This is a genomic window from Paenibacillus shenyangensis (genome assembly GCF_000346635.1).
Lineage (GTDB): Bacteria > Bacillota > Bacilli > Paenibacillales > Paenibacillaceae > Saccharibacillus > Saccharibacillus dauci.
Map to the genome: position 1 here is coordinate 166,490 of NZ_AOIG01000016.1, position 25,129 is coordinate 191,618.

At 45.0% G+C, this 25,129-nt stretch carries 20 protein-coding genes; 19 read left to right on the plus strand and 1 reads right to left on the minus strand.

Going from position 1 to position 25,129, the window contains the following annotated elements:
• The first annotated feature begins 61 nt into the window (after positions 1 to 61).
• The 5 genes from H065_RS0114130 to H065_RS0114150 all read left to right on the plus strand — a co-directional run bounded on the left by H065_RS0114130 (position 62) and on the right by H065_RS0114150 (position 8,548).
• The gene (locus H065_RS0114130; RefSeq protein WP_017813730.1) at positions 62 to 1,111 is read left to right on the plus strand and encodes an aspartate-semialdehyde dehydrogenase; all 1,050 of its coding nucleotides are present in this window, start codon (positions 62 to 64) and stop codon (positions 1,109 to 1,111) included.
• A gap of 18 nt (positions 1,112 to 1,129) precedes the next feature.
• On the plus strand, positions 1,130 to 2,368 hold the full coding sequence (gene dapG, locus H065_RS0114135) for an aspartate kinase (RefSeq protein ID WP_017813731.1): 1,239 nt from the start codon (positions 1,130 to 1,132) through the stop codon (positions 2,366 to 2,368).
• 34 nt (positions 2,369 to 2,402) lie between these two features.
• The gene (gene dapA / locus H065_RS0114140; protein WP_017813732.1) at positions 2,403 to 3,278 is read left to right on the plus strand and encodes a 4-hydroxy-tetrahydrodipicolinate synthase; all 876 of its coding nucleotides are present in this window, start codon (positions 2,403 to 2,405) and stop codon (positions 3,276 to 3,278) included.
• A 524-nt stretch (positions 3,279 to 3,802) separates the two neighbouring features.
• Positions 3,803 to 5,482 carry a ribonuclease J gene (locus tag H065_RS0114145; protein WP_017813733.1) on the plus strand — a complete coding sequence of 560 codons (1,680 nt, stop codon included), beginning with the start codon at positions 3,803 to 3,805 and terminating at the stop codon, positions 5,480 to 5,482.
• A gap of 261 nt (positions 5,483 to 5,743) precedes the next feature.
• Positions 5,744 to 8,548: an FtsK/SpoIIIE family DNA translocase gene (locus tag H065_RS0114150; protein ID WP_017813734.1), complete on the plus strand. Its 2,805-nt coding sequence runs from the start codon at positions 5,744 to 5,746 to the stop codon at positions 8,546 to 8,548.
• 265 nt (positions 8,549 to 8,813) lie between these two features.
• On the opposite strand, the gene H065_RS0114155 is transcribed toward H065_RS0114150, so the two are convergent.
• Positions 8,814 to 9,887: a stalk domain-containing protein gene (locus H065_RS0114155; protein ID WP_017813735.1), complete on the minus strand. Its 1,074-nt coding sequence runs from the start codon at positions 9,885 to 9,887 to the stop codon at positions 8,814 to 8,816.
• A gap of 371 nt (positions 9,888 to 10,258) precedes the next feature.
• Here H065_RS0114155 and yfmF point away from each other — a divergent pair, with 371 nt between their 5' ends.
• The 14 genes from yfmF to pduL all read left to right on the plus strand — a co-directional run bounded on the left by yfmF (position 10,259) and on the right by pduL (position 25,033).
• Positions 10,259 to 11,539, plus strand: a complete 1,281-nt coding sequence (gene yfmF, locus H065_RS0114160) for an EF-P 5-aminopentanol modification-associated protein YfmF (RefSeq protein ID WP_017813736.1) — start codon at positions 10,259 to 10,261, stop codon at positions 11,537 to 11,539.
• Positions 11,540 to 11,544: 5 nt separating this feature from the next.
• Positions 11,545 to 12,828 carry an EF-P 5-aminopentanol modification-associated protein YfmH gene (gene yfmH, locus H065_RS0114165; protein ID WP_017813737.1) on the plus strand — a complete coding sequence of 428 codons (1,284 nt, stop codon included), beginning with the start codon at positions 11,545 to 11,547 and terminating at the stop codon, positions 12,826 to 12,828.
• Positions 12,825 to 13,595: an elongation factor P 5-aminopentanone reductase gene (gene ymfI / locus H065_RS0114170; protein WP_026136232.1), complete on the plus strand. Its 771-nt coding sequence runs from the start codon at positions 12,825 to 12,827 to the stop codon at positions 13,593 to 13,595. The genes yfmH and ymfI overlap by 4 nt, the downstream gene beginning before the upstream one ends.
• Positions 13,596 to 13,934: 339 nt before the next feature.
• Positions 13,935 to 14,702, plus strand: a complete 768-nt coding sequence (locus H065_RS0114175; protein ID WP_026136233.1) for a DUF3388 domain-containing protein — start codon at positions 13,935 to 13,937, stop codon at positions 14,700 to 14,702.
• Positions 14,703 to 14,736: 34 nt separating this feature from the next.
• A complete protein-coding gene (locus H065_RS0114180; protein ID WP_017813740.1) occupies positions 14,737 to 15,825 on the plus strand; it encodes a helix-turn-helix domain-containing protein in 1,089 nt (362 codons plus the stop codon).
• A gap of 201 nt (positions 15,826 to 16,026) precedes the next feature.
• Entirely contained in the window at positions 16,027 to 16,518 is a 492-nt protein-coding gene (locus tag H065_RS0114185) for a YajQ family cyclic di-GMP-binding protein (protein ID WP_017813741.1), read from the plus strand.
• Between the two features lie 128 nt (positions 16,519 to 16,646).
• Positions 16,647 to 17,237 carry a CDP-diacylglycerol--glycerol-3-phosphate 3-phosphatidyltransferase gene (gene pgsA / locus H065_RS0114195; RefSeq protein ID WP_017813742.1) on the plus strand — a complete coding sequence of 197 codons (591 nt, stop codon included), beginning with the start codon at positions 16,647 to 16,649 and terminating at the stop codon, positions 17,235 to 17,237.
• A 175-nt stretch (positions 17,238 to 17,412) separates the two neighbouring features.
• Entirely contained in the window at positions 17,413 to 18,702 is a 1,290-nt protein-coding gene (locus H065_RS0114200; protein ID WP_017813743.1) for a competence/damage-inducible protein A, read from the plus strand.
• Positions 18,703 to 19,015: 313 nt separating this feature from the next.
• Positions 19,016 to 20,083, plus strand: coding sequence for a recombinase RecA (gene recA, locus H065_RS0114205; RefSeq protein ID WP_017813744.1), 1,068 nt, complete (start codon positions 19,016 to 19,018; stop codon positions 20,081 to 20,083).
• Between the two features lie 130 nt (positions 20,084 to 20,213).
• On the plus strand, positions 20,214 to 20,981 hold the full coding sequence (locus H065_RS0114210; RefSeq protein WP_017813745.1) for a regulatory protein RecX: 768 nt from the start codon (positions 20,214 to 20,216) through the stop codon (positions 20,979 to 20,981).
• A gap of 439 nt (positions 20,982 to 21,420) precedes the next feature.
• Positions 21,421 to 22,962: a ribonuclease Y gene (gene rny, locus H065_RS0114215; protein WP_017813746.1), complete on the plus strand. Its 1,542-nt coding sequence runs from the start codon at positions 21,421 to 21,423 to the stop codon at positions 22,960 to 22,962.
• Positions 22,963 to 23,008: 46 nt separating this feature from the next.
• A complete protein-coding gene (locus H065_RS0114220; RefSeq protein ID WP_017813747.1) occupies positions 23,009 to 23,821 on the plus strand; it encodes a TIGR00282 family metallophosphoesterase in 813 nt (270 codons plus the stop codon).
• A gap of 149 nt (positions 23,822 to 23,970) precedes the next feature.
• A complete protein-coding gene (locus H065_RS0114225) occupies positions 23,971 to 24,231 on the plus strand; it encodes a stage V sporulation protein S (protein ID WP_017813748.1) in 261 nt (86 codons plus the stop codon).
• Positions 24,232 to 24,460: 229 nt separating this feature from the next.
• Positions 24,461 to 25,033, plus strand: a complete 573-nt coding sequence (gene pduL, locus H065_RS0114230; protein WP_017813749.1) for a phosphate propanoyltransferase — start codon at positions 24,461 to 24,463, stop codon at positions 25,031 to 25,033.
• The last annotated feature ends 96 nt before the right edge of the window (positions 25,034 to 25,129 follow it).

A 25,129-nucleotide genomic window follows, 5' to 3' on the forward strand; every position in this document is an offset into this window, starting at 1 on the left:
GTATTTGATCAGGTCTTGTTGTACATAGACTCTGGAATACCAAAGGGGAGAGAGATGCTAGATGTCTAATCAATTCTTTAATGTAGCTGTCGTTGGTGCGACAGGAGCAGTAGGACAACAAATCGTAAGATTGCTTGAAGAGCGGGATTTCCCGGTGAAGACACTGAAGCTGCTGTCTTCCGCACGTTCTGCCGGTAAAAAGGTTACTTTTAAAGGCCAGGAAGTGACTGTGGAAGAAGCTACCCCTGACAGTTTTGTAGGTGTGGATATCGCTTTGTTCAGTGCAGGCGGTGATATCAGCAAGGCACTGGCTCCACATGCTGTTCGTCATGGCGCAGTATGTATCGATAATACGAATGCCTATCGTATGGACCCGGATACGCCTCTGATCGTGCCGGAAGTCAATGCCGATCGTATCGCTGATCACAAGGGAATTATCGCTAATCCGAACTGTTCTACTATTCAGATGGTGGCTGCACTGAAGCCGCTCTATGATCGTTATGGTATCGAACGCATTATTGCGTCTACCTACCAGGCGGTATCCGGAGCAGGCAACCAGGCTATTGAAGAATTGAAACGTCAAAGCAAATCGGTACTGGATAACGAAACCGTAGAACCGGATATTCTGCCAGTTGGTTCGTTGCCGGTTAAACACCAGATTGCATTTAATGCGATCCCGCAGATTGATAAATTTCAGGATAACGGCTATACACTGGAAGAAATGAAAATGGTACGGGAAACCAAGAAGATCATGGAAGACGAATCGATCAAAGTAACAACGACGTGTGTACGTATTCCTGTCGTATATGGTCATTCCGAATCCGTCTTTGTAGAACTCAAACAAGACTTTGATCTGGACGAAGTAAAGCAGCTGCTCCAGAATGCGCCGGGCGTTACTCTTGTGGATGATCCATCCAATCAGGCGTATCCGCTGGCTACCGAAGCCGCAGGCAAAAACGATGTGTTTGTCGGTCGTCTGCGCCGCGACTTGGGAGATGCACGCGGTCTGAATATGTGGATTGTATCCGATAACCTTCTCAAAGGCGCAGCATGGAATGCTGTACAAATCGCCGAGATCATTGCAGCAAAAACAGCAGCAGTTAGCAGCTAACGGAGGCATATTGTCATTATGGCAACTTTAATGCAAAAACAAAATATACTGGTACAAAAGTTCGGCGGTACATCGCTCTCCACTCCTGAAGCGAGAGAGCATGTGCTGCGTCATATCAGACGAGAGCTTGCCAAGCAGGTCAAGCTTGTTGTTGTTGTATCCGCGATGGGACGCAGCGGTGATCCTTATGCAACAGATACGTTATTGGATAGTACAGCGTTAAACGGCAGTATTCCATCAGCCAGAGAACGTGATCTGTTGATGGGATGCGGAGAGATTATATCTGCGGTTACCCTGAGCGGCATGCTGTCCAGCGAAGGCATACCTGCTGTAGCTCTTACAGGAGCTCAGGCCGGCTTTATTACAGATGATAATTTTGGCAATGCCCGCATTCTGGCAGTGCGTCCGGATCGGGTACTGCGCGAGCTGGAAGCCGGCAAAGTAGTTATTGTGACCGGTTTTCAGGGGCAAAGTGAATTGGGAGATATGACTACTCTCGGACGCGGAGGCAGCGATACATCCGCTACAGCGCTTGGTGCTGCACTGCATGCCGACATGGTAGATATTTATACAGATGTAAACGGCATTTTGACCGCTGATCCGCGTATTGTGGAAGACGCCAAGCCGCTTACTTATGTGAGCTATACAGAAATCTGCAATATGGCTCATCAGGGTGCCAAGGTTATTCATCCGCGTGCTGTGGAAATTGCAATGCAGGCACAGGTACCTGTACGTGTCCGTTCCACATTTGCAGAAGGGGAAGGCACGCTGGTTACCCAACCGGAACAGTTTGTAGATTCACCTGGTGGTGTCGTAGACCGTTTCGTAACCGGGATTACCTATGTAAATAATGTGACCCAGATTACCGTAGGACAGCAGGAAGGCATTGATCAGCTGCAGCTCAAAGTATTTCAGTCCATGGCTGAAAACCGGATTAGCGTAGACTTTATTAATGTTACCCCTTATGGTGCGGTATATACCGTGTTCGACAATGAAGCGCAGCGTGCACAGGCTGTACTGGAAGAGATGAATCTTCGTCCTTCGATCTTGTCCGGCTGTGCCAAAGTATCTGTTGTCGGAGGCGGGATTAACGGAGTGCCAGGCATTATGGCCCGGATTGTTGCAGCACTTAGTGAACAGAATATATCTATTCTGCAATCAGCAGATTCCAATACTACCATATGGGTGCTGGTAAAAAAGGAAGATATGGTGCAGGCCGTAAGAGCGCTGCATAATCAGTTCCAGCTGCATGTCTGATGGGCGCAGGCCCTCTATCGAAGGAGGAAGTTTAGTGGTGGATTTTGGAAGATTAATGACGGCAATGATTACTCCTTTTAATGATCAGGATGAGATCGACTGGGAAGCGACAGGCCGGCTAATAGATTATTTGATCAATGAGCAAAAGTCGGAATCGCTCGTCGTATGTGGAACAACCGGTGAATCACCAACACTCAGCGACGAAGAGAAGCTGGAGATGTTTGATTTTGCTGTCAAGCATGCAGCGGGTCGCTGCAAGATCATTGCAGGAACCGGTAGTAACAATACCAAACACTCTATTCATCTGACACAGGAAGCAGCCAAGCTGGGTGTAGATGGTGTACTGCTTGTGGTACCTTATTACAACAAGCCTAGCCAGGCAGGTCTGTATGCCCATTTCAAAGCAATTGCCGAAGCGACAGAGCTGCCGGTTATTCTTTACAATGTACCCGGACGCAGCGTAGTCAGTCTGTCAGCAGCAACGACACTGAAACTGGCAGAGATCCATAATATCGTTGGAACCAAGGAGTGTGCCACGATCGAGCAGGTTACACATATTACAGGACATGCTCCTGAAGGATTCCGGGTATATTCCGGTGATGATGCAACATGCTTTGCTGCGATTGCAGTGGGTGCTTATGGTGTTATCAGTGTAGCCAGCCATGTAGCTGGTGACGAGATGGCCGAGATGATTCAGGCACATCTGCAGGGAGACTATCAAAAAGCAGCTCATATCAATCAAAAACTGCTGCCTTTGTTCCAGGGATTATTTGCTTGCCCGGATCCATTGCCTAACCCGGCTGCAGTGAAATATGCGATGTTCCAAAGAGGATACGGCAATGGTAATGTACGTCTGCCTTTGCTGGCTCCATCTGCTGCTGAACGTGAATTTATCGATGCGTTGCTGTAATTTAATGGGCAAGGGGTAAGATGACCTTTTCAATAGATTCACCAGTAGTATTGAATACAGTAATTATGGCCGTCTGGGAACAGGCGGCTATTTTTATGCAAATAAACGGATAGAATCTGTACAGAACTTCTCGAGAAGAAAAGGAACTCTATCTTGGGAGAGCGGAAATTCCTTGCTACAAAAGGATTTTACATACGCTATAATAACATCCAATAAACATGACTTGTGTTTTTGTTTTTTAATCATGTATAATATTCTCAAGTGACTGGGTGCGGTATAAAGTAATAGAGTTTGCTGATAGAATTCTTTGTCAGGCAGAGCGTTCGGTAAAATCGGCAAACCATGCAAGAAAATGAAACTTTCGGATGCTGGTTTCTTGCATATTCAATTGGCGGAACAGCCAGTTTATATTGTCATAGCCAACATTTTGGTTAGTTTTGCCAAATAACGTATGTATAAGTGTATCATTTTTTGTTTATAAATATTAAAACGACGTCCAACATTCATAGGAGGTATAGATTACATTGTCCAAAAAAACAAACAACGAAAAACTGACGATCTTTGCGCTGGGCGGCGTCGGTGAAATTGGTAAAAACATGTATGTTGTCCAGTATGGAAATGATATTGTCGTAATAGACTCCGGTCTCAAATTCCCGGAAGAAGATATGTTGGGTATTGATATCGTTATACCAGACATTTCTTATCTGACAGAGAACCGTGACAAAGTTCGCGGTATCCTTTTAACACACGGTCACGAGGATCATATTGGCGGATTGCCGTATGTACTGAAACATCTGAATGTGCCTGTATACGGTACCAAATTAACTATCGGTCTGGTAGAGAACAAATTGAAGGAAGCTAACCTTCTTGGCGAAACCAAACGGATTCTGATTAATGAAGATTCGGAAGTGAAGCTAGGCAGCACCCTGACAGCTACGTTCTTCCGTACCAATCACAGTATTCCGGATTCCGTCGGTATCTGCCTGGCTACCCCGGAAGGAAACGTTGTACACACAGGTGACTTCAAATTCGACCATACTCCGGTCAATGATGAGTTTGCCAATCTGCAGCGCATGGCTGAAATCGGAAGCAAAGGCGTTCTGGCGCTTCTGTCCGACAGTACCAATGCTGACAGACCAGGGTACACGCCTTCCGAGAAAAACGTAGGGATTGTAATGGAAGATATCTTCCGCAAAGCTTCACAGCGTGTGGTTGTAGCTACATTTGCATCCAACGTACACCGTATTCAGCAGGTTATCAATGCAGCAGCAGCTACAGGCCGTAAAGTTACCGTTATCGGACGCAGTATGGTTAACGTAGTAGGCATTGCCGAAGATCTGGGTTATCTGGAGATTCCGGATGGAATGCTGATTGAGCCTGAAGAAGTAAATAAAATGGCAGCGGACCGTGTTGTTATCCTGTCCACTGGCAGCCAGGGCGAGCCGATGTCAGCGCTGACACGCATGGCCCGTTCCACACATCGCAAAGTAGATATCCTGCCTGGAGATACCGTTATTATTGCGGCTACACCAGTACCGGGTAATGAAAAATATATCGGCCGTACAATCGATGAGCTGTTCCGTCTTGGTGCTAACGTATTTTACAGCGGTGCTAACCCGGGCGTTCACGTATCCGGTCACGGTTCCCAGGAAGAGCTCAAACTGATGCTTAACCTGATGAAACCAAAATTCTTCCTGCCGATTCACGGTGAATACCGTATGCAGCGCAGACATGCTCTGCTGGGCGAATCCGTTGGTGTAGATCCTAATAACATCTTTATCGTAGATATTGGTGATGTAGTAGAGATCCATGGTGGCTCTGCACGCAAAGCCGGTAAAGTTACTTCCGGTAACGTACTGATCGATGGTCTGGGTGTAGGTGATGTAGGTAATATCGTACTGCGTGACCGCAAACTGCTGTCTCAGGATGGCATCCTGGTCGTTGTAGTTACACTGAGCAAGCAGAACGGCCAGATCGTATCCGGTCCGGATATCATCTCCCGCGGATTTGTATATGTACGTGAATCCGAAGGATTACTGGATGAAGCGAACCGCATCGTAACCAGCACACTGCAGCGTCTGATGAGTGAAAATGTAAATGAGTGGGCTTCCCTGAAGACTAGCGTAAAAGACGCACTGGGCCGCTTCCTGTATGAGCAAACACGCCGTAGACCTATGATTCTGCCAATCATTATGGAAGTTTAATCACATGTTAAATAAGCATAACGAGTAAGAGGCAACCAGTCGCCCCTGCTCCTCGCATGGTATATTGGACGGTCCCATGCGAGGACAGGGGTTTTGTCATGTCCAAAATCAAAAATCTAAAGTTTTATTGCAATTTGGATGAATGAAAAATGAATGAAACCAGATCGTAATGTTATGAGAATCCAGTAGTAAATATACCGGTACAAAGGAGCCCTATACCGGGTAGAGTGTGATATAATAATGCATTGGAGGTGGTGACAGGTGGCTAAGACCAAAACGGCCGATAAACCTAAAACAACACAAAAATCAACCCGCAAATCGCCGCCATCCACTGCGCGCAAAACAACCAAAACTACGCAGACGACAAGGCGCAAAACAACAAGCCGTAAACGTAAACCCAAGGCTCCCGCACTGAGCCTGTTAAAATATGAAATTTACGGAATCATTCTCATTACGATATCGGTCATTGCTTTATCCCGTCAGGCAGCTGTCGGACATTTTCTATATTACATAACGTCATTTATTCTGGGGAAAATGTACTTTGTACTTCCTCTGGCGGGAGCCTATATCGGATTAATGACCATGCTGCGGCAGCGCTGGGCACAGGGATGGAACAGTCGATGGAGCGGTCTGGTTATGCTTGTATGTACATTGACGCTATGGAGTGTACTCCTTTATGTACCAGAGGATCAGCTACTCTCACTACCAGCACGGCAGGCGGCGGGAGGTTATGTTGGTGCTGTACAGATGTGGCTGTTCATGATGCTGTTTGGTGTGATTGGCACCAAATTAATCGCCGGAGTTATGCTGGTGATCAGCTTGATGCTAATCACTCAGCTGTCTGTGGTCGATTTACTGGAACGTATGCGTATGTATGGAGCCAAAGCAGGAACAGCTGTACAGTCGCAATGGAACGCTTCTCGTGAAGCTCTCGCCGAACAGCGTCGTGAACGCGAACTGGCTTCAGAAGCAGCAGAGCTGGAATCCTATGATGAATCGGAAGAAGAGTATGCTGACGAGGAAGATCATCCTCATAAGAAAAAAGGATTATTCGCATGGGGACGCAAATCGGCTTCTGAGCCTGATCCAATCGAAGAGGCAGAAACTGTATATGGAAATGTACCTGATCATCTAAAAGAAACTATAAAAGCATATACAGCTGCCGAGCATGTTGGCAAGACAGCAGCAACTTCTTCGGTAAAAGACACACAGCAGGTCTCTGCAGTACAGGATGAAGAGGATCTGTGGGATAATGCTCAGATGGAGCCCGACCTACAGTCTGATTCTGCAACACGTGAGAAGCCTCTGATTATCAGGGACTTTTTTGAGCAAATTCGTTCTGAACGCTCCGGAGATCAGCCGGAAGATCATGGAGCAGAACCTTTGTCTTCATCAAGCGAATCCAATCCAGATTACAGTCTCGATCATTCTGCATCCTCACCCGATTCGGCTGTACTGTCAGCAGATATGGGAGCAGCCAGTTTTCCGAACAGCAGGATGGCTTCAGGGACAGATTTGAGTGATCAGAGTACCGCTGAAGGACTTACGGTTGAAGCTAACGAACAAACAGAAAGTGGTGCCGTAGAAAACAGGGATTCTGAAGCACAAGAAGTAATACCTGTTCCTGCACCGCCACCACCGAAACCTTATAAGCTGCCGCCTTTCCAGCTGCTTGCTATGCCCAAAAATATTGCCAGTGCCAGCGATCAGAATGATTACATGGTAATCGCCCGCAAGTTGGAGACTACACTGGAGAGCTTTGGCGTAAGAGCAAAAGTACTGGAAGTGGTCCGTGGACCTGCGGTTACACGTTATGAGATTCAGCCGGATGTAGGCGTCAAGGTAAGCCGGATTGTAGGTCTGACCGATGATATTGCACTGGCTCTGGCAGCCAAGGATATCCGTATGGAAGCGCCAATTCCAGGGAAGTCCGCTATTGGTATTGAAGTGCCAAATAATGAAGTCTCTATGGTCACAATGCGTGAAGTTATGGAGACCCAGATTTTCAAAGAATCCGAAGCCAAATTGTCAATTGCATTTGGACGCGATATCGCTGGACAGACCATTGTCGGTAATCTGGCCAAAATGCCCCATCTGCTGGTAGCTGGTGCTACAGGATCAGGAAAATCAGTATGTATTAACGGGATTATCACGAGTATTCTATACAAAGCCAAGCCGGATGAAGTGAAATTCCTGATGGTCGATCCCAAAATGGTCGAACTTAATATCTATAATGGTATTCCGCATCTGCTTGCACCGGTCGTTACCGATCCGCGCCGCGCTTCACTGGCGTTGAAGAAAATAGTAGTGGAAATGGAAAAACGGTATGATCTTTTTTCCAAATCGGGCACGCGCAATATGGAAGGTTATAACAATCTGATGAAAGATAATCCCGATGCGATTCTGCCGTATATTGTTGTTATTGTCGATGAACTTGCAGACTTGATGATGGTTGCAGCAGGAGATGTGGAGGATGCGATTGCCCGTCTGGCCCAGATGGCACGGGCAGCCGGAATTCATCTGATTATTGCTACCCAGCGTCCTTCGGTAGATGTTATTACAGGGGTAATCAAAGCCAATATTCCGTCCCGGATTGCTTTTGGAGTTTCTTCCCAGATTGACTCCCGGACGATTCTGGATATGGGTGGAGCCGAGAAATTGCTGGGCAGAGGCGATATGTTATTCATGCCTGTTGGTTCTTCCAAGCCGGTACGTGTACAGGGAGCCTTTATGTCGGATCAGGAAGTCGAGACGATTGTAGAATACTGCCGCAGTCAGGGTGAAGCCCAGTATAATGATGATATCGTTCCGGAAATTGACGATACTGCTGCTGCAATGGATGAACAGAAGGATGAACTTTATGATCAAGCGATGCAGATTGTAATCGAAGCCAAGCAGGCCTCGGTATCGCTTCTGCAGCGTCGGATGCGTGTCGGTTATACACGTGCTGCACGTCTGATCGATTCATTGGAAGCCCATGGTGTAGTTGGTCCATACGAGGGAAGCAAACCGCGTGAAGTGCTTATTTCGCCGGAACAGTATCATCAGATCAATACCGGTAGCTAATACACCAATGAAATATAGCAGAAGTAACTAAAGCTAATAAAAAGCCGCTTGTCCACCATTATTTATGGACAGGCGGCTTTTTTATTAAGTGTCTCTTATATTGTACTAAATAGATAATGCATCAAACTAATCTAATGCAGTTAGGTAGCCTGCTTATAAGAGTTATATAACATAAAAAGCCCCTCTTCCAATACGATAGAAGAGGGGCTTGTAGTAGATCGATCAATCGTTCAATAACTATACAGCTTCTTATTCATTGTAAATCTTATTCGTATCTTTGAATAACCGAACTGCGGTTGGAGCTGTCATACACAAAACCGTAGATGTCAAAGCCCAGATTACCATAAGCTTTGTCGATATCGCTGGCAATGCTGTTCAGCACATTACGCGTCTGGTAGGAAGAAAGCGAATTCCAATCCGATTTGTTCACATAAACGCGGAATACTACAGATTCATCATCCGAATTGGAAACTTCAAGACTCAGCTTGATGCCTTGATAAGTGCCAAAGCTATCATTTAGCTGTTTTTGCAGATCAGTAAGATTAACAGTAGAACCCAATACTACTGTACCGCTGCTGTTGGTTTTGAAAGTAATCAGCGTTTTGGAGTTTTTGTTGACTACATTTCCCGTAATATTCGCACTATCATAAGATCTGTTGTCTCTAATATCATCAGCAATACCCTGTAGAAGCTTATTGCGATTAGAAGTGGACGTATCGTTCCAGGAATTTTCATTCACTGTAATAGTAACTTTGACTTTGCTGGAACTACCGCTCAGATCGATATCGGCACCTGTACCTTTGTAATCACCATATTCGCTATTGAGGTCTTTTTCCAGTCGGGTCATCGTTGTACTGCTGGAACCACCCTTATCATCGATTTCATCGTTCAGTTTTTCATTTTCTTTTTTGAGCGTAGCAATCTGGTTATTCAGATCGGTAATAGACGCATCTTTGGCAGTGATTTGAGAATTGGCAGTAGTCAGCTGGGTCTGCAGACTCTGAATTTGTGCATTCAGTGAATCTACAGTCGTTTGTGGGATAGCTGGAGTATTATCCGCTACACTTACAATTTTGTTTGTATTATCCCAGGTTACTTTTTTGTCAAAGGCATCTCCCATCATCCGCAGAGGGATGTATGTAGTTCCGTTGACCATAAATGGTTCGTACGCCGGGTCAATTGCTACTTCTTTGCTGTTGTACATAACCTTGATATTGTTATAAGCAGCCTTCAGCTGTTGTGTAGCCTGCGAAGCATAGGTGCTATTGGCAAAAATGCTTCCGGAAATAGCAAGAGCAGACACAGTGGCAATAATCACGGGTTTTTTTTTGAGTTTCATGTTTGTTCATCTAACTCCTTCTGTTGTGAATTTGGATAGGCCTTCCCTCGTCTGGTTATCCTATGTATATAGACGCGGTGATTTCATAAATAGTTTCGTGCGATTTCCCCAGAGCACTAATTTTGTAATAATGAAGGCCTATGTATACCAGAGTCTCGATTTTAACATAAAAAGCCCGGGTAACAAAATGAGCTTGCAAGTATGGATTCAAATTCAGACCCGGGTCATAGGTTATTCAAGTCTTTTCCGGTACAGAAGACTCAGAGGAACAAGAGGCAGGAAAGGATACGGTTTGCTTCTTGCAATTGGGGTAGTATAAAATAGTAAGTACGACAGTTTCATCAATTTTGCTCGATAAAGGGGTTTTGACGTTGAATACTACAGGATTTGAACGCGGTGAAGTGAATGGAATCCGTGTGCATGTCATGCCGACAACACGCTTTAAAACATTTGCGGTATCCCTCTATATGGGTGTACCACTTGCAGAAGATACAGTAACACCTACAGCGCTGATTCCGTTTATATTGCGTAGAGGAACAGAGACCTATCCAGAGACAACCAGTTTCCGTGAAGCACTGGAGAATATGTATGGAGCAGGTTTTGGATTTGATGTATATAAAAAAGGCGATTACCAGATGGCGCAGTTGCGTATGGATACAATCAATGATTCATTTGTAGCTTCGGACGAACCACTGCTGTCACGTTCGCTGGCTTTTCTGGGAGAGACCGTTACGCGTCCTGTACTGGAAAATAATCGTTTCCGTGATAAATATGTTCAAGCTGAACGCGAAAATGTACGCAAACGCATGGAAGCGGTCATTGATGACAAAATACGATATGCAGCAGAGCGCTGTATTCAGGAAATGTGCAAAGACGAACCATATCGTTTAAGTGCACTTGGCAAAATGGATGTACTTGATCAGCTGGATGGTGCCAGCATCTATGAACAGTATCAGCAATGGCTCTCTAACAGCAGCATGGATCTGTATATCGTAGGAGATACTACACTGGATGAAGTCATGCAGCTGGTCAGCCGGCATTTCCAGGTGAACCGTTCTGCTCCGGTCATGTATACACCGGCAGTACCGCGTCCGGCTGCTCCCGAAGTACGACAGGTCGTAGAGGAAATGGCAGTTAGTCAGGGGAAACTGAATATGGGTCTGCGCACGCCGATTACGTATAGCGATGAGCGTTATGCCGCTGCGCTTGTAGCCAATGGAGTTCTGGGCGGATTCCCGCATTCCAAGCTGTTTATGAATGTACGTGAAAAAGAAAGCCTCGCTTATTATGTAGGTTCACGCTTTGATCCGTACAAAGGCATTACAACTATCCAATCTGGTATTGAATTACAGAATTTTGATAAAGCGCTGGAAATTATTCGTCAGCAGCTTGCCAATCTGCAGGCTGGTGATATTAGTGAATCCGAGATTTCACAAACCAAGGCATTGATCCGCAATGATCTGCTGGAATCGAGAGACTCGGCGTACCAGATGATCGCTTATGACTTTAACGGATTGTTCTCTGATAAGGAACGCAGTGTGGATGAATTGCTTACAGCGATCGAGCACATTACTGCAGACGAGATTCAGGCAGCTTCCAGTGTACTCCAACTGGATACCATTTACTTTTTGACAGGGCAGAAGGAGGCGTAACTATAATGGAAAGTATTCGTTATGACCGTTTACAGGAAACACTGTACCATGAGAAGTTGGATAATGGACTTGAAATATATGTGCTTCCCAAAGAAGGATTCCAGAAAACCTATGCTACTTTTGCAACGCGTTATGGTTCTGTCGATAACCATTTCCAGGTAGAAGGACAAGAAGAAATACAGGTACCGGATGGTATAGCTCACTTTTTGGAACATAAAATGTTCGAAGAGCCGGATGGTGTGGATGTATTCTCCAAGTTCTCCGCCAAGGGAGCATCGGCCAATGCGTTTACCAGCTTCGATCAAACGGTATATTTGTTTTCCGCTACGGAACAAATTGAAGACAATCTCAATACTCTGCTAGATTACGTGCAGAATCCATACTTTACCAAAGAGAATGTGGATAAAGAAAAAGGAATTATCGGTCAGGAAATCCAGATGTATAATGATAATCCTGACTGGCGTGTCTATTACGGACTGATTGAAGCGATGTACCAGAAACATCCAGTGCGTATTGATATTGCCGGTACCATTGAATCGATTAGCGAGATTACCAAAGATACGCTATACAGCTGCTACAATACCTTTTACCATCCATCTAATATGATGCTGTTTGTAGTAGGAGGTGTGAATCCGGAGCAGGTGATTGAACAGGTACGTCGTAACCAGGCCGCCAAAAATTATGAGCCTCAAGGTCAGATTAACCGCTACTTCGAACAAGAGCCAGCAGCAGTCGGGGAGAAATGGAAAGAAATCAAGCTTCCCGTATCCCAGCCCAAATTCCTCATGGGATTCAAGGAAACAGCAGACGGTCTTACCGGAGAAGCATTACAGCGCAAAAATCTGGTGACCAAGCTAATGTTGGATCTGCTGCTCGGTAACAGTACGGCTTTGTATCAACAGCTGTATGATGAAGATTTGATCTCAGACGACTTTGGCTATGATTATACCGGTACATCGGAATATGCCTACTCCATGATTGGCGGCGATACACGTGATCCCAAACTGCTTGTACAGCGCCTGCAGGAAGAGATCGGTAAAATAGTCGAAACCGGCTTTAGCCAAGAAGCATTTGATCGCTCTTTGCGCAAGCGTATCGGTAATTATCTGCGTCTGCTAAACTCGCCGGAAAGTATTGCTCATGAATTTACCCGTAATCGGTTTAAAGATAGTGATTTCTTTGCTATACTTCCGATTTATGAATCTCTTACTCTGGAAGATGTCAACCAGCGTCTGCGCGATCATATGAATTGGGATCAACTGGCAGTATCAGTAGTTGTTAGTCCATGAGTGAAGAGCGTATAGGAGACCGCAAGTTATTTTCCGAAATGACAGTACTTGTCACTGGAGCCAGTCGGGGAATAGGGGCAGCCATCGCGAAAAGATTTGCGATGGCTGGTATGAATGTGGTGGTTCATTACCGCCACTCCCATGAACAGGCCAATGAAGTAGCCCGGAGTTGTCTGGAATACGGCGTCCGGGTGCTTACCATATCTGCTGATCTGCGCAGCCGCGAGAATATCCGCCGTATGCAGGAGAAGCTGGAATTGCATAATATGCAGCCGGATATTCTGGTTAATAACGCAGGGATATCCCACTATGGTATGCTGGCTGATATGAGTGACGAAGAATTTGACGAAGTAATTTCTACTAACCTCAAGGCTGTGTTCCTGTGCTCACAAACTTTTATGCCGTATATGATTCGTCAGCAGTATGGACGTATTATTAATGTATCAAGTATATGGGGAATGACAGGAGCATCGTGTGAAGTACTGTATTCGGCGAGCAAAGGCGGCGTGAACGCTTTCACCAAAGCGCTTGCGAAGGAGCTGGCTCCATCCGGTGTTACAGTCAATGCTATTGCACCTGGAGCAGTGAGGACTGAAATGATTGCTCATTTGCAGCAGGATGAATTGCAAATGCTGGAGGAAGATATCCCGGCTGGACGTATTGCAGAGCCGGATGAGATTGCCTCCATGGTGTACTTTTTGTCATTGCCCGAGTCCGGTTATATGACCGGGCAGATCGTCAGTCCCAATGGAGGCTGGCTGACCTGAACAATTGTGCTACTGAGTAACCTATTTATACAGAGAAGCTTCTAGCTTATTGCATAGAGGCTTCTATGCGTTATTAACAGTAATCTACAGGTTGAGAACAGGCATTCGCATTCCAAAGTTGTTACCTTTCGCGGCTTGCCTTTCTATATCATTTTATATATCATTAACGTGTTAAGGACTTGAAGCTGACAGCAGTATGCGATTCGATGGGAGCGACTGCTTTTCATGTATAAATGAACAAATGTATTGTACTGGCACGGATTTATTAATCTGATATACATCGCCCGCAGATAATGAAGAGATTCATTACAGGAACGGGAAGAAAGGTTCGAGGTGAACGTGGAATTAAAACAATGGTATTTGGAATACAGGATACATAAAAACCGTCCTGGGTTGCTTGGGGATGTGGCGTCTTTGCTCGGAATGCTCAATGTGAATATTCGCACGATTAATGGTGTGGAGGGCAAAACCAGAGGGATGCTGCTGGAATCGGATGATGATGAGAAAATCGTATTGCTTGGCGATATGCTGGCCAAAGTAACCAATATTACAATTACTGCTTTGCGTCAACCCAAATTGGTCGATATTCTGGCAGTTCGTCATGGCCGTTATATCGAACGTGACTCCGATGACAAGAAAACGTTCCGATTTACAAGAGAAGAGCTTGGTTTACTTGTGGACTTTTTGGGTGAAATATTCAAGCGTGAGGGTAACCAGATTATCGGTCTGCGTGGAATGCCGCGTGTAGGTAAAACAGAGTCCATTATTGCAGGTAGCGTATGCGCCATGAAACGCTGGACATTCGTATCCTCGACGCTGCTGAGACAGACAGTGCGCAGCCAGCTGTCCGAGGAAGAAATGAATGATGCCAATGTATTTATTATTGATGGCATCGTCAGTACTATTCGTTCCAATGAGCGCCACCATGAACTGCTGCAAAATATTATGCAGATGCAGAGTACCAAGGTTATTGAGCATCCGGATATTTTTGTCAGAGAGTCGGATTACGACTACAGCGATTTTGATATTATTATTGAACTGCGTAACAATCCGGATGAAGAGATCGTCTATGATAAATTCACCGAAAGTTATACGGACGATATTTAATAGCTACAAAACAATCTAATCAGGAGGTAATAGTATGTCAGATCTGGGTCGCCAATTAAGAGACGCCCGCCTTGCTAGAGGTTTATCGCTCGATGATGTACAGGAAATGACAAAAATACGCAAGCGCTATTTGGAAGCCATCGAAGCGGGTGATTTCAAGGTGCTCCCGGGCAGTTTCTATGTACGGGCTTTTATCAAGACCTATGCAGAGGCTGTAGGGTTAAATGCAGATGAATTATTACAAGAACATCAGGATGCAGTACCGGAGGCAGAACCGGAACCGGTCATGGAGCCTGTAGTGCAGCAGCGCCGATCGGCTAGACGTACTGCTTCAACAGGCCGCAGCGGTAAATGGCTGTCGACTGTATTGATGTGGGCTTTTCCGATTCTGATTATCGTACTGGTATGGATCTTTGTTATCAAGCAAAACGGTGCACCCGATATTGCCGATAATACGACTCCGCCAAAGCAGGAACAACCAACCGCAACGACGCCTAACACAACAACACCGCCGTCGCAAAATACAGGCCAGCAGCAACCAAGTGACACTACGGGTACTGAACAGCAGCCATCCGGCACAGGAACCGAGCAGACACCTGGAGGTACTGAATCGACAGATGGTACAACGGAGACAGGCACGGAGACGGCAGAAGGTACAACTACCGATACTTCTGCCAACCCGGTAATTACCGAAGCTGGCAAAGAAGGCCGTAATACCCTTTTCAATGTTAATTATACGGGTACAACGCCATTGAAAGTAAATATCGAAGCAACAGGTCAAAGCTGGCTGGAAGTCTACAAATCAGCAGATACCAGTGGAGAGCGCCTGTTCTATGATAATACTCAGAGTGGGCAGAGCCTGTCTTATGATCTGACAGACAGCAGTTTGTTTATCAAATCCGGTAATTCTCCGGCAACCAAGATTACGATCAATGGCCAGACAATTACAGATGGCAAAGCGACGTCTCGTATTGTATTGAAATGGGTTAAGGAAGATGCAGCTGCAGGTACTGCTACTGAAGGAACAGACAGTACTGGTACAACAGATACTACCGAGGGAACAGACAGTACGGATGCGACCTCAACGACTGGTACGACAGATTCTTCAACAGACGGCAACTGATTTTGTCATCAAAGGATATCCGCTGTTCTGTTATGTGAACAGTGGATATCCTTTTCCCATGGGGTAGCCCAAATCGGTATGAGAATAGCAGAAATGGTTTAATATGAATCAGGTCTTTTTTTGAACAGGATGGCTCTGACAAGGATTAGACTTGCCGCAGAATTTCACCTATAATTTAATGAATAAAGAGGGGGAGACAACATGGCTTCAGAAAGTTCATTTGATATTGTATCCAAACTAGATATGCAGGAGATGACCAATGCCATTAATCAGACGGAAAAGGAATTGGCAAGCCGTTATGATTTTAAGGGCAGTAAAAGTAAATTGACCCTGGAAAAAGATACCCTTGTACTGATCTCTGATGACGAGTACAAACTGGGAGCACTAATTGAAATTTTACAGGCTAAAATGATAAAGCGGGGATTACCTGTTAAAAATATTGAATATGGCTCCATTGAATCTGCCTCACTGGGAACCGTACGTCAGCGTCTCAAACTAAAACAGGGAATAGATCAGGACAATGCCAGAAAAATAAATATTCTGATCCGTGATTCCAAACTCAAAGTGAAAAGCCAGATTCAGGGAGAACAGCTGCGTGTAACCGGCAAGAGCAGAGATGATCTGCAAGCTGTTATTCAGCTGCTGCGCAAAGCGGATTTGTCATTGGATTTGCAATTTACCAATATGAAATAAAGTGGCATGTAACTTAGCGTTACAGAGCTGATGGAGGCTGCAAGTTATATGAAAAACAAGACGGGATCAGATGCAGTTACATATCAGCCACTGAATAATCAGGCTGTAATCAGTATAGGAGGTGCGCTGTGAATCTGCCGAATCGCATAACACTTGCCCGAATCTGTCTGGTACCGGTCATGATGCTGTTTTTGCTTATTGATTTTCCTTTCGGTGAACAGGTAATCCGCATTGGAAGCACATTTCAACTGAGTTATAATGATCTGATTGCCGCACTGATCTTTATTATCGCTGCGAGTACGGATGGCATTGACGGACATATTGCGCGTAGTCGCAATCTGGTAACCAATCTAGGCAAGTTGCTCGACCCTCTGGCGGATAAACTTCTTGTATCTGCTGCGCTTATATCGCTGGTCTCTTTAGATAAATGTGCAGCCTGGATGGCAATTATTATTATTTTCCGTGAATTTGCAATTACCGGTCTGCGTCAGATTGCTCTGCTCGAAGGTGCGGTAGTGGCAGCCAGTAATTGGGGGAAAGCTAAGACGATTACCCAGATTGTTGCAATCGTAGCACTGATGATTAATAATTTCCCGTTTGCACTTTTGGGAATTCCTTTTGATCAGATTGCGATCTGGGCAGCTACACTGATTACATTGTATTCAGGTGTGGATTATTTCATCAAAAACAAACATCTGATTCATCTGTCCAATTCATAAAGAATGTTTCTATATGTAAAAAATGGGTGATATATAAAGAGCGGCAATAGGGGATTCTCTATTGCCGTTTTCTGTGGATACAGCCATTTGGCAGAGCCTATTAATTAGTAAAATCAAGCTATTTTATCAGACATATCTATTACACTGTATAGGATAACAAGGGGGAGACAAAACGATGAAATCAGTAAAAGCGGAAATTATAGCAGTAGGTACGGAGCTGCTGCTCGGACAGATTACCAATACCAATGCACGCTATTTATCACAGCAATTGTCTTACCTCGGCATAGATGTATATTATCAGACCGTTGTTGGCGATAACCTGAATCGCTTGAAACAGGCGATCGAATTGGCTAGCAGTCGGGCTGATGTGATTTTGTTCTCGGGTGGAATCGGGCCCACACAGGATGATCTTACTAAGGACGCATTGGGAGAAGTGCTTGGCCGATCCCAGCATATCTATCCGGAAGCAATGAAGAAAGTCGAATCATTTTTTGAAGGTCGCGATAAGCCCATGACAGAGAACAATCGTCGTCAGGCGATTATTCTGGAAGGCAGTGATCCGCTTGATAATGAAGTTGGACTTGCTGTTGGTATTGCCGTATCTCAGGAAGACAAGCATTATATTGTGCTGCCAGGTCCACCGAAAGAACTGCAGCCGATGTTTGAGAACCAGGCCAGACCATGGCTTGCAAAAAATGTGTTGTCGGATGAGCAGCCGATTTATTCCAAAATGCTCAAGTTTGCAGGAATCGGAGAATCGGCACTGGAAGATGGATTGCTGGATCTGATCAGTGCCCAGACTGATCCGACTATTGCTCCTTATGCCAAAGAAGCCGAAGTCACTATTCGTCTTACTACCAAGGCCGATTCGGAAAAAGAAGCCAGTATAAAGCTTAAAAATATGGAAGCAGAAATCCGTAAACGTCTTCCAGACCATATGTATGCCGATCAGGATATTACGATTGAAGAGCAGATCCTGCTTATGATGACAGGTATGGGATTGAGCCTGGCAGCTGCTGAGAGCTGTACAGGCGGTCTGATTATGGAGAACCTTACCCGTATTCCGGGCAGTGCACTGGTATTTATGGGGGGCGTAGTCAGTTACTCCAACGAGATGAAGGAGAAGCTGCTGAATGTCCCTCATGAACTCTTGGAAGGCGAGAATGCTCCAGGAGCGGTTAGTGAAGAAGTGGCAGAAGTAATGGCTGACGAAGCCCGTAAATTGCTGGATACGGATTTTGCCGTGTCTGTGACAGGAGTAGCCGGACCCGGTGCTTCAGAGCGTAAACCGGTAGGTCTGGTCTATGTAGGATTGGCCGAACGTAATCGTCCAACACAAGTATTCCAATTGAATCTAAAAGGAAATCGCGAAGCGATCCGCATTCGCTCGGCGAAGAGCATTATGTATCGCCTCTGGCTGCGTCTGAAGGAGCTTCAAGAAGAGCAGATCGCTCAAAATCAGTAAGAGTCAGAGTAATTATGGACCTCTGTGAACATCAGCAAAATGGATGGGTCCATTAGTTGCAGACCTATAATCGAATGTGTTATGATCAGGTCAGACGGAAGAACCGCAGCAATCAGATTGCTGCGGTTTTTTTCATTTTGAAGCAGGAAGAACCGCCAAAACAGGTAAATTTGTAGTGTTGAATTAATTTACAATAATTGGTAATGTTCGATTGGAGGCGTATAAAAAGACGAATATATGTTCGAAAAAAGCTTGGCAAATGTTGAAAAATGGAGTATAATTAGACTATAAACATTAGAAGGATGTGAGCTGATTGTCAGATCGTCGTGCTGCGCTGGATATGGCGCTTCGTCAAATAGAGAAACAATTCGGTAAGGGTTCTGTTATGAAACTTGGAGAATCCACGCATATGAAAGTTGAAGTTATACCTAGTGGATCGATTGCTTTGGATATTGCTCTGGGAACAGGCGGTATGCCAAGAGGTCGTATCGTTGAAATATATGGACCTGAATCTTCAGGTAAAACTACTGTAGCACTACACGCGATTGCGGAAGTTCAAAAAGCAGGCGGACAAGCAGCATTTATTGATGCTGAGCATGCTTTGGATCCTCAATATGCGAAAAATCTGGGCGTTAACATTGATGAACTGTTATTGTCCCAACCAGATACAGGTGAACAAGGCCTTGAGATCGCTGAAGCTCTGGTACGCAGTGGCGCTGTTGATATTATCGTTATCGACTCCGTAGCCGCACTGGTACCAAAAGCAGAGATCGAAGGGGAGATGGGTGATTCCCACGTAGGTCTGCAAGCACGTCTGATGTCTCAGGCGCTGCGCAAACTTTCTGGTGCGATCAGCAAATCCAAAACAATCACGATCTTCATTAACCAGCTTCGTGAAAAAGTAGGCGTTATGTTCGGTAACCCGGAAACAACTCCTGGTGGACGCGCACTTAAATTCTATTCTACAGTACGTCTGGATGTGCGTCGTATTGAAGCCATCAAAAACGGTAACGATGTAGTCGGTAACCGTACGCGTATCAAAGTAGTTAAAAATAAAGTAGCTCCTCCTTTCAAACAAGCTGAGATTGATATCATGTACGGTGAAGGTATCTCCAGAGAAGGTAGCTTGATTGATATCGCTACTGAAAAAGATATCATTAACAAAAGTGGTGCATGGTATTCTTACGAAGGCGAACGTATGGGTCAAGGTAGAGAGAATGCAAAACAATTCCTCAAAGAAAATAAACAGATTGCGTTGGTTATTGAAAACAAAATCCGTGAGCTGAGCAACTTGACTACAGTAGTTGAAGAGCCAAGTTCAGAAGATAAAAAGAAAGAAGAACTGGAAGAGCAAGAGTTGTTCACAGAAGCAACTGAATAATCCAGTCTAATACAGACCTTTAAAAAGCGCCTGGAACGTGAGAATACGTGCAGGCGCTTTTCTCTATGATCAGGCAGGCATTAAATAAGTACCTAAAAGATAAACAACATTGAAGTAAAAAGGAGAACTTATGAATCGATTTCGATCCTATCGCAAGCCGAATAACAAAACTGCCTCCTCTCATGAGGAAGATTTTGAGTTAGAAGAAGAATTTGAGGAGAAAGCTGGGCAGCTTGATGATTTTCCTTCCAGCGAATCATTGGAAATCAGTGAAGTAGAGCAGCTTACCCGTCCACGTTATCATTATCGTTTATTTTTTGGTGATCTAAAGTTGAGAGTACATGAAGACGTAATGATCAAATATCGGATGTTAAAAGGTTCTTCCTTTACCAAAGAAGAACTGGAAGAAATTATGGAGGCTAACGAACGTCAATCTGCCTATGCTTCTTCTATTAATCTGCTGAGTTTTCGTTCACGTACTCGTACCGAGATCATGCGTAAGCTGCGCGAAAAAGAATTCCATCCACATGTTATTGAAGTAACCCTGGAGCGACTGGAGCAGGAGAAGCTAATTGATGATGGCGTCTACGCACAGCAGTGGGCTAATCAGCGCGTGCGGAGTCAGAAGAAAGGGAAAGTATGGATTCGTCAGGAACTTCGTCAGAAAGGTGTAGAACCTCAGCATATTGAAGAAGCGCTGGGCAATATTGATGAAGATGAGGAGCTGTCAGGAGCTACCCAATTAGCTGAGAAAAAATGGAGAAGCACCTCTGGTGGGATGCTGGACAAAAAAAGAAAAACAATGGCTTTTCTGATGAGACGTGGATATTCGTCAGATGTGGTACGTAAAGCGCTGGCTGCTGTACAAAATGAAGAACACGAAGAAGAAGATATATAATAAAATGGTTCTTAACTTCATAAGCAAGCAACAAGGCAAAAAAGTCAGTCGCTAAAAGGGATAACAGCTTCATGTTGTTATCCTATTGTTACTTTTACGGGCCCATATATGTGTGTATTCGATTGCTTCTGTATCAAGCTGTCAAAGAGAGAGCTGTCAATTGCTTGACAATGTCTTTTGGCAAATAATAAAATGGATGTATGCAGTTTGTCATTTTTACGTCATTTTTGGAATCGTTAGACGATGAATGAGGTGAAGGATGCTTGCTGTGATCATGATTGTATGAATAATTAAGATGTTTTATCTCCCTTGAAGAGGGAATTGGCACATGTACCCGCATGAGCAATGGACGTATTTAAAGGGATGAAGCATTGCATTACCCATCAAAATGGTAATTCCCAAGGAATACCTTGGAGGAATCAGCGAGGAGGTGAACAGAATGGGTTATCTCTGGGTCATAATTCTCGTTGTTGCCGCATTATTCTTTGGGTTCGGGATCGGATATTTTATTCGCAAATCTCTTGCAGAAGCTAAAATTTCCAGTGCTGAGACTGCTGCTGCGCAGATCGTAGAGAATGCGAAGAAAGAAGCAGAAGCACTGAAAAAAGAAACAGTTCTGGAAGCAAAAGATGAAATACACAAATTCAGAGCTGAAGCTGAAAAAGACATTCGTGAGCGTCGGAATGAAAATCAACGCCTGGAACGACGATTGTTGCAAAAAGAAGAGTCGCTGGATAAAAAGCTGGAATCACTGGAACGCAAAGAAGAACAAGTGGCCAACAAAGAGAAACGTATCGAAGAGACACAGCAGCAAATCGAACAACTCTACACCAGTCAGGTATCGGAACTGGAACGTATCTCCAATCTGACTATGGAAGATGCACGCAGCATCATCCTGAGCAATGTAGAACAGGAAGTGCGCCATGAAACCGCGCAAATGATCAAAGATATCGAACAACAGGCTAAAAATGAAGCGGATAAACGCTCTCGTGAAATCATCACACTCGCTATTCAGCGTTGTGCAGCTGATCATGTAGCGGAGACTACCGTTTCTGTAGTCACCTTGCCTAATGAAGAAATGAAGGGTAGAATCATTGGACGTGAAGGACGTAACATCCGTGCGCTGGAGACGTTAACAGGTATCGACCTGATTATCGACGATACGCCGGAAGCTGTTATTCTGTCCGGTTTTGACCCGATTCGCCGTGAGATCGCTCGTACTGCCCTGGAGAAACTGGTGGCTGACGGACGTATTCACCCGGCACGTATCGAGGAAATGGTAGATAAAGCACGCCGTGAGGTAGACGAGCGTATCCGTGAATACGGAGAACAGTCCACCTTTGAAGTAGGGGTACACGGATTGCATCCGGATCTGATCAAAATTCTGGGACGCCTCAAGTTCCGTACAAGTTATGGTCAGAATGTACTCAAACACTCCATGGAGGTCGCTTATCTTACCGGCCTGATGGCTGCCGAGCTTGGACAGGATATCACACTGGCCAAGCGTGCGGGTCTACTGCATGATATCGGTAAAGCACTGGATCATGAAGTAGAAGGTTCACACGTTGAAATCGGCGTGGAACTGGCCAAAAAATACAAAGAGCATCCTGTTGTTATCAACAGTATTGCTTCTCACCATGGTGATACGGAAGCTACTTCCATTATTGCGATGCTCGTTGGTGCAGCAGATGCATTGTCCGCCGCAAGACCAGGGGCGCGTCGTGAGACACTGGAAACGTACATCCGTCGTCTGGAAAAACTCGAAGAAATCTCCGAGTCTTTCGATGGAGTCGAAAAATCCTATGCGATTCAGGCCGGACGTGAAATTCGCGTTATGGTACAACCGGATAAGATTGACGATGCGGAAAGCTTCCGCTTGGCACGTGATATTACCAAAACGATTGAAAATGAACTGGATTATCCAGGGCATATCAAAGTCACTGTAATCCGTGAGACACGGGCGGTTGACTACGCAAAATAAAGAGTGATGCGAAAAGTGACCTGTCTGCAGGTCACTTTTTGCTTTAATGGACGGAGGAATTATCATTAAAGTTATTTTTATTGGAGATATTGTTGGCAGTACGGGACGTAAAGCGATTAAAGAGAGTCTTCCACGGTTAAAATCAAAGTATACCCCGGATATCATTATCGCGAATGCGGAGAACTCTGCGTCAGGACGCGGTCTGACCCGCAAGATTGCAAATGAATTATTTGCACTGGGAATTCATGGTATTACGATGGGAAATCATACATGGGATAATAGGGAAATCTTCGAGTTCATCGATGATGAAGCTCGTATGGTTCGCCCGGCTAACTTTCCACCGGATACGCCTGGACGTGGATACACGATCATTAAAGTTAGCAGCAAACAGCTGGCTATTGTGAATCTGCAAGGACGTACATTCCTTCCGGCAATCGATTGCCCTTTCCGCAAGGCTGACGAGATTATGGATGAGTTAAAAGGAAAAACCAATGCGATTCTGGTCGATTTTCACGCGGAAGCTACGTCCGAGAAAATTGCTATGGGCTGGCATCTGGAAGGCAGAGCTTCCATGGTAGTTGGAACCCATACGCATGTGCAGAGTAATGATGATACTATTCTGCCCGGCGGTACCGCCTATCAGACAGACGTAGGTATGGTAGGGTCCTATGAGGGTGTACTCGGTATGGAAAAAGAGGCTGTACTGTACAAGTTCCAGACACAGCTGCCAGCACGATTCCAGGTGTGTGAAGGAAAGTGGCATTTCCATGCAGTGTTCGTCGAAATTGACGATCAGACCGGCCGTGCCAAGCGTATTGAAAAGATCCGTATGTATGAAGATCAGTGGTATATGGATTAACCGCTTGAGTTGTTGAGAACTTTCTTTCTTTTCAGAAACGAAAGTTTGGAAAAGAAGGAATTTGAAGCATATCCTCGAATACTAACTAGACGCAATCTCGATCATTTTTGAAGCTAAGCCATCATTCATTCCTAGGGGAGGTACTTATCATGGAAGTATTAAAAGTGTCAGCAAAATCCAACCCCAACTCAGTCGCAGGAGCCCTGGCAGGAGTGTTGCGTGAACGCGGCGCTGCAGAGCTTCAAGCGATCGGAGCGGGTGCACTGAATCAAGCGATCAAAGCTGTAGCTATTGCCCGAGGATTTGTAGCACCAAGCGGTGTGGATCTGATTTGTATTCCAGCCTTTACCGATATCGTGATTGATGGAGAAGACAGAACAGCCATGAAATTGATTGTAGAGCCTAGATAATCGGAATGATTCATATGACTTCTGGATATGAGCCTTATGAAATGGATCAATATTCAGTATGCTGTAGACCTGGCTGCTTTTCATGAAAGCGCCGGGTCTTTTTGCTGAGTTGGTTTTCATTTTCATAGTAAAAGATGTATAATGGATTCGTGTGCATTTTACAAATGCCAATGTACGTGTAATTTGTTACAAAGCACAAATGTAAATCAATATAAGGAGTGAATTGTAAATGAGTAAAATCGTAAATGTTGGTGTATCTGCGCGTCATATTCACCTGTCCCAAGAGCATGTAGAAATTCTGTTCGGTGCTGGTTACCAGCTGACTGAATTCAAACCGCTGTCCCAGCCAGGACAGTTTGCTTCCAACGAAACTGTTGAAGTAGTAGGTTCCAAAGGTTCTTTCCCTAAAGTGCGTATTCTTGGACCAGCACGTTCGGCAACACAGCTGGAGATTTCCCTGACTGATTCTTTTGCAATTGGTGTTAAAGCACCTGTGCGCGAATCCGGCAATATCGAAGGTACACCAGGCATCCTGATCAAAGGACCAGCTGGTGAAGTTGAAATTCAGGAAGGTGTTATTGTGGCAGCACGTCACATTCACTTCCATACATCCGATGCTGAAAAATGGGGCATCAAAGATCAGCAAAAACTGAGTGTTCGTCTGTCTGGCGAGCGCGGTATGGTACTGGAAAACGTAATTGCACGTGTATCCGATTCTTTTGCCCTGGATATGCATATTGATACAGATGAAGCTAATGCTGCAGGTGCACGCACTGGCGACACTGCCGAAATCCTCGACTAAAATGATTTTAGCCAACTATACATGTAGAATGTGTAGTTGTACTATAGCAATCTTCAAAAGCAGCAGTTCGATTTTAAACTGTACCCTACAAGATGG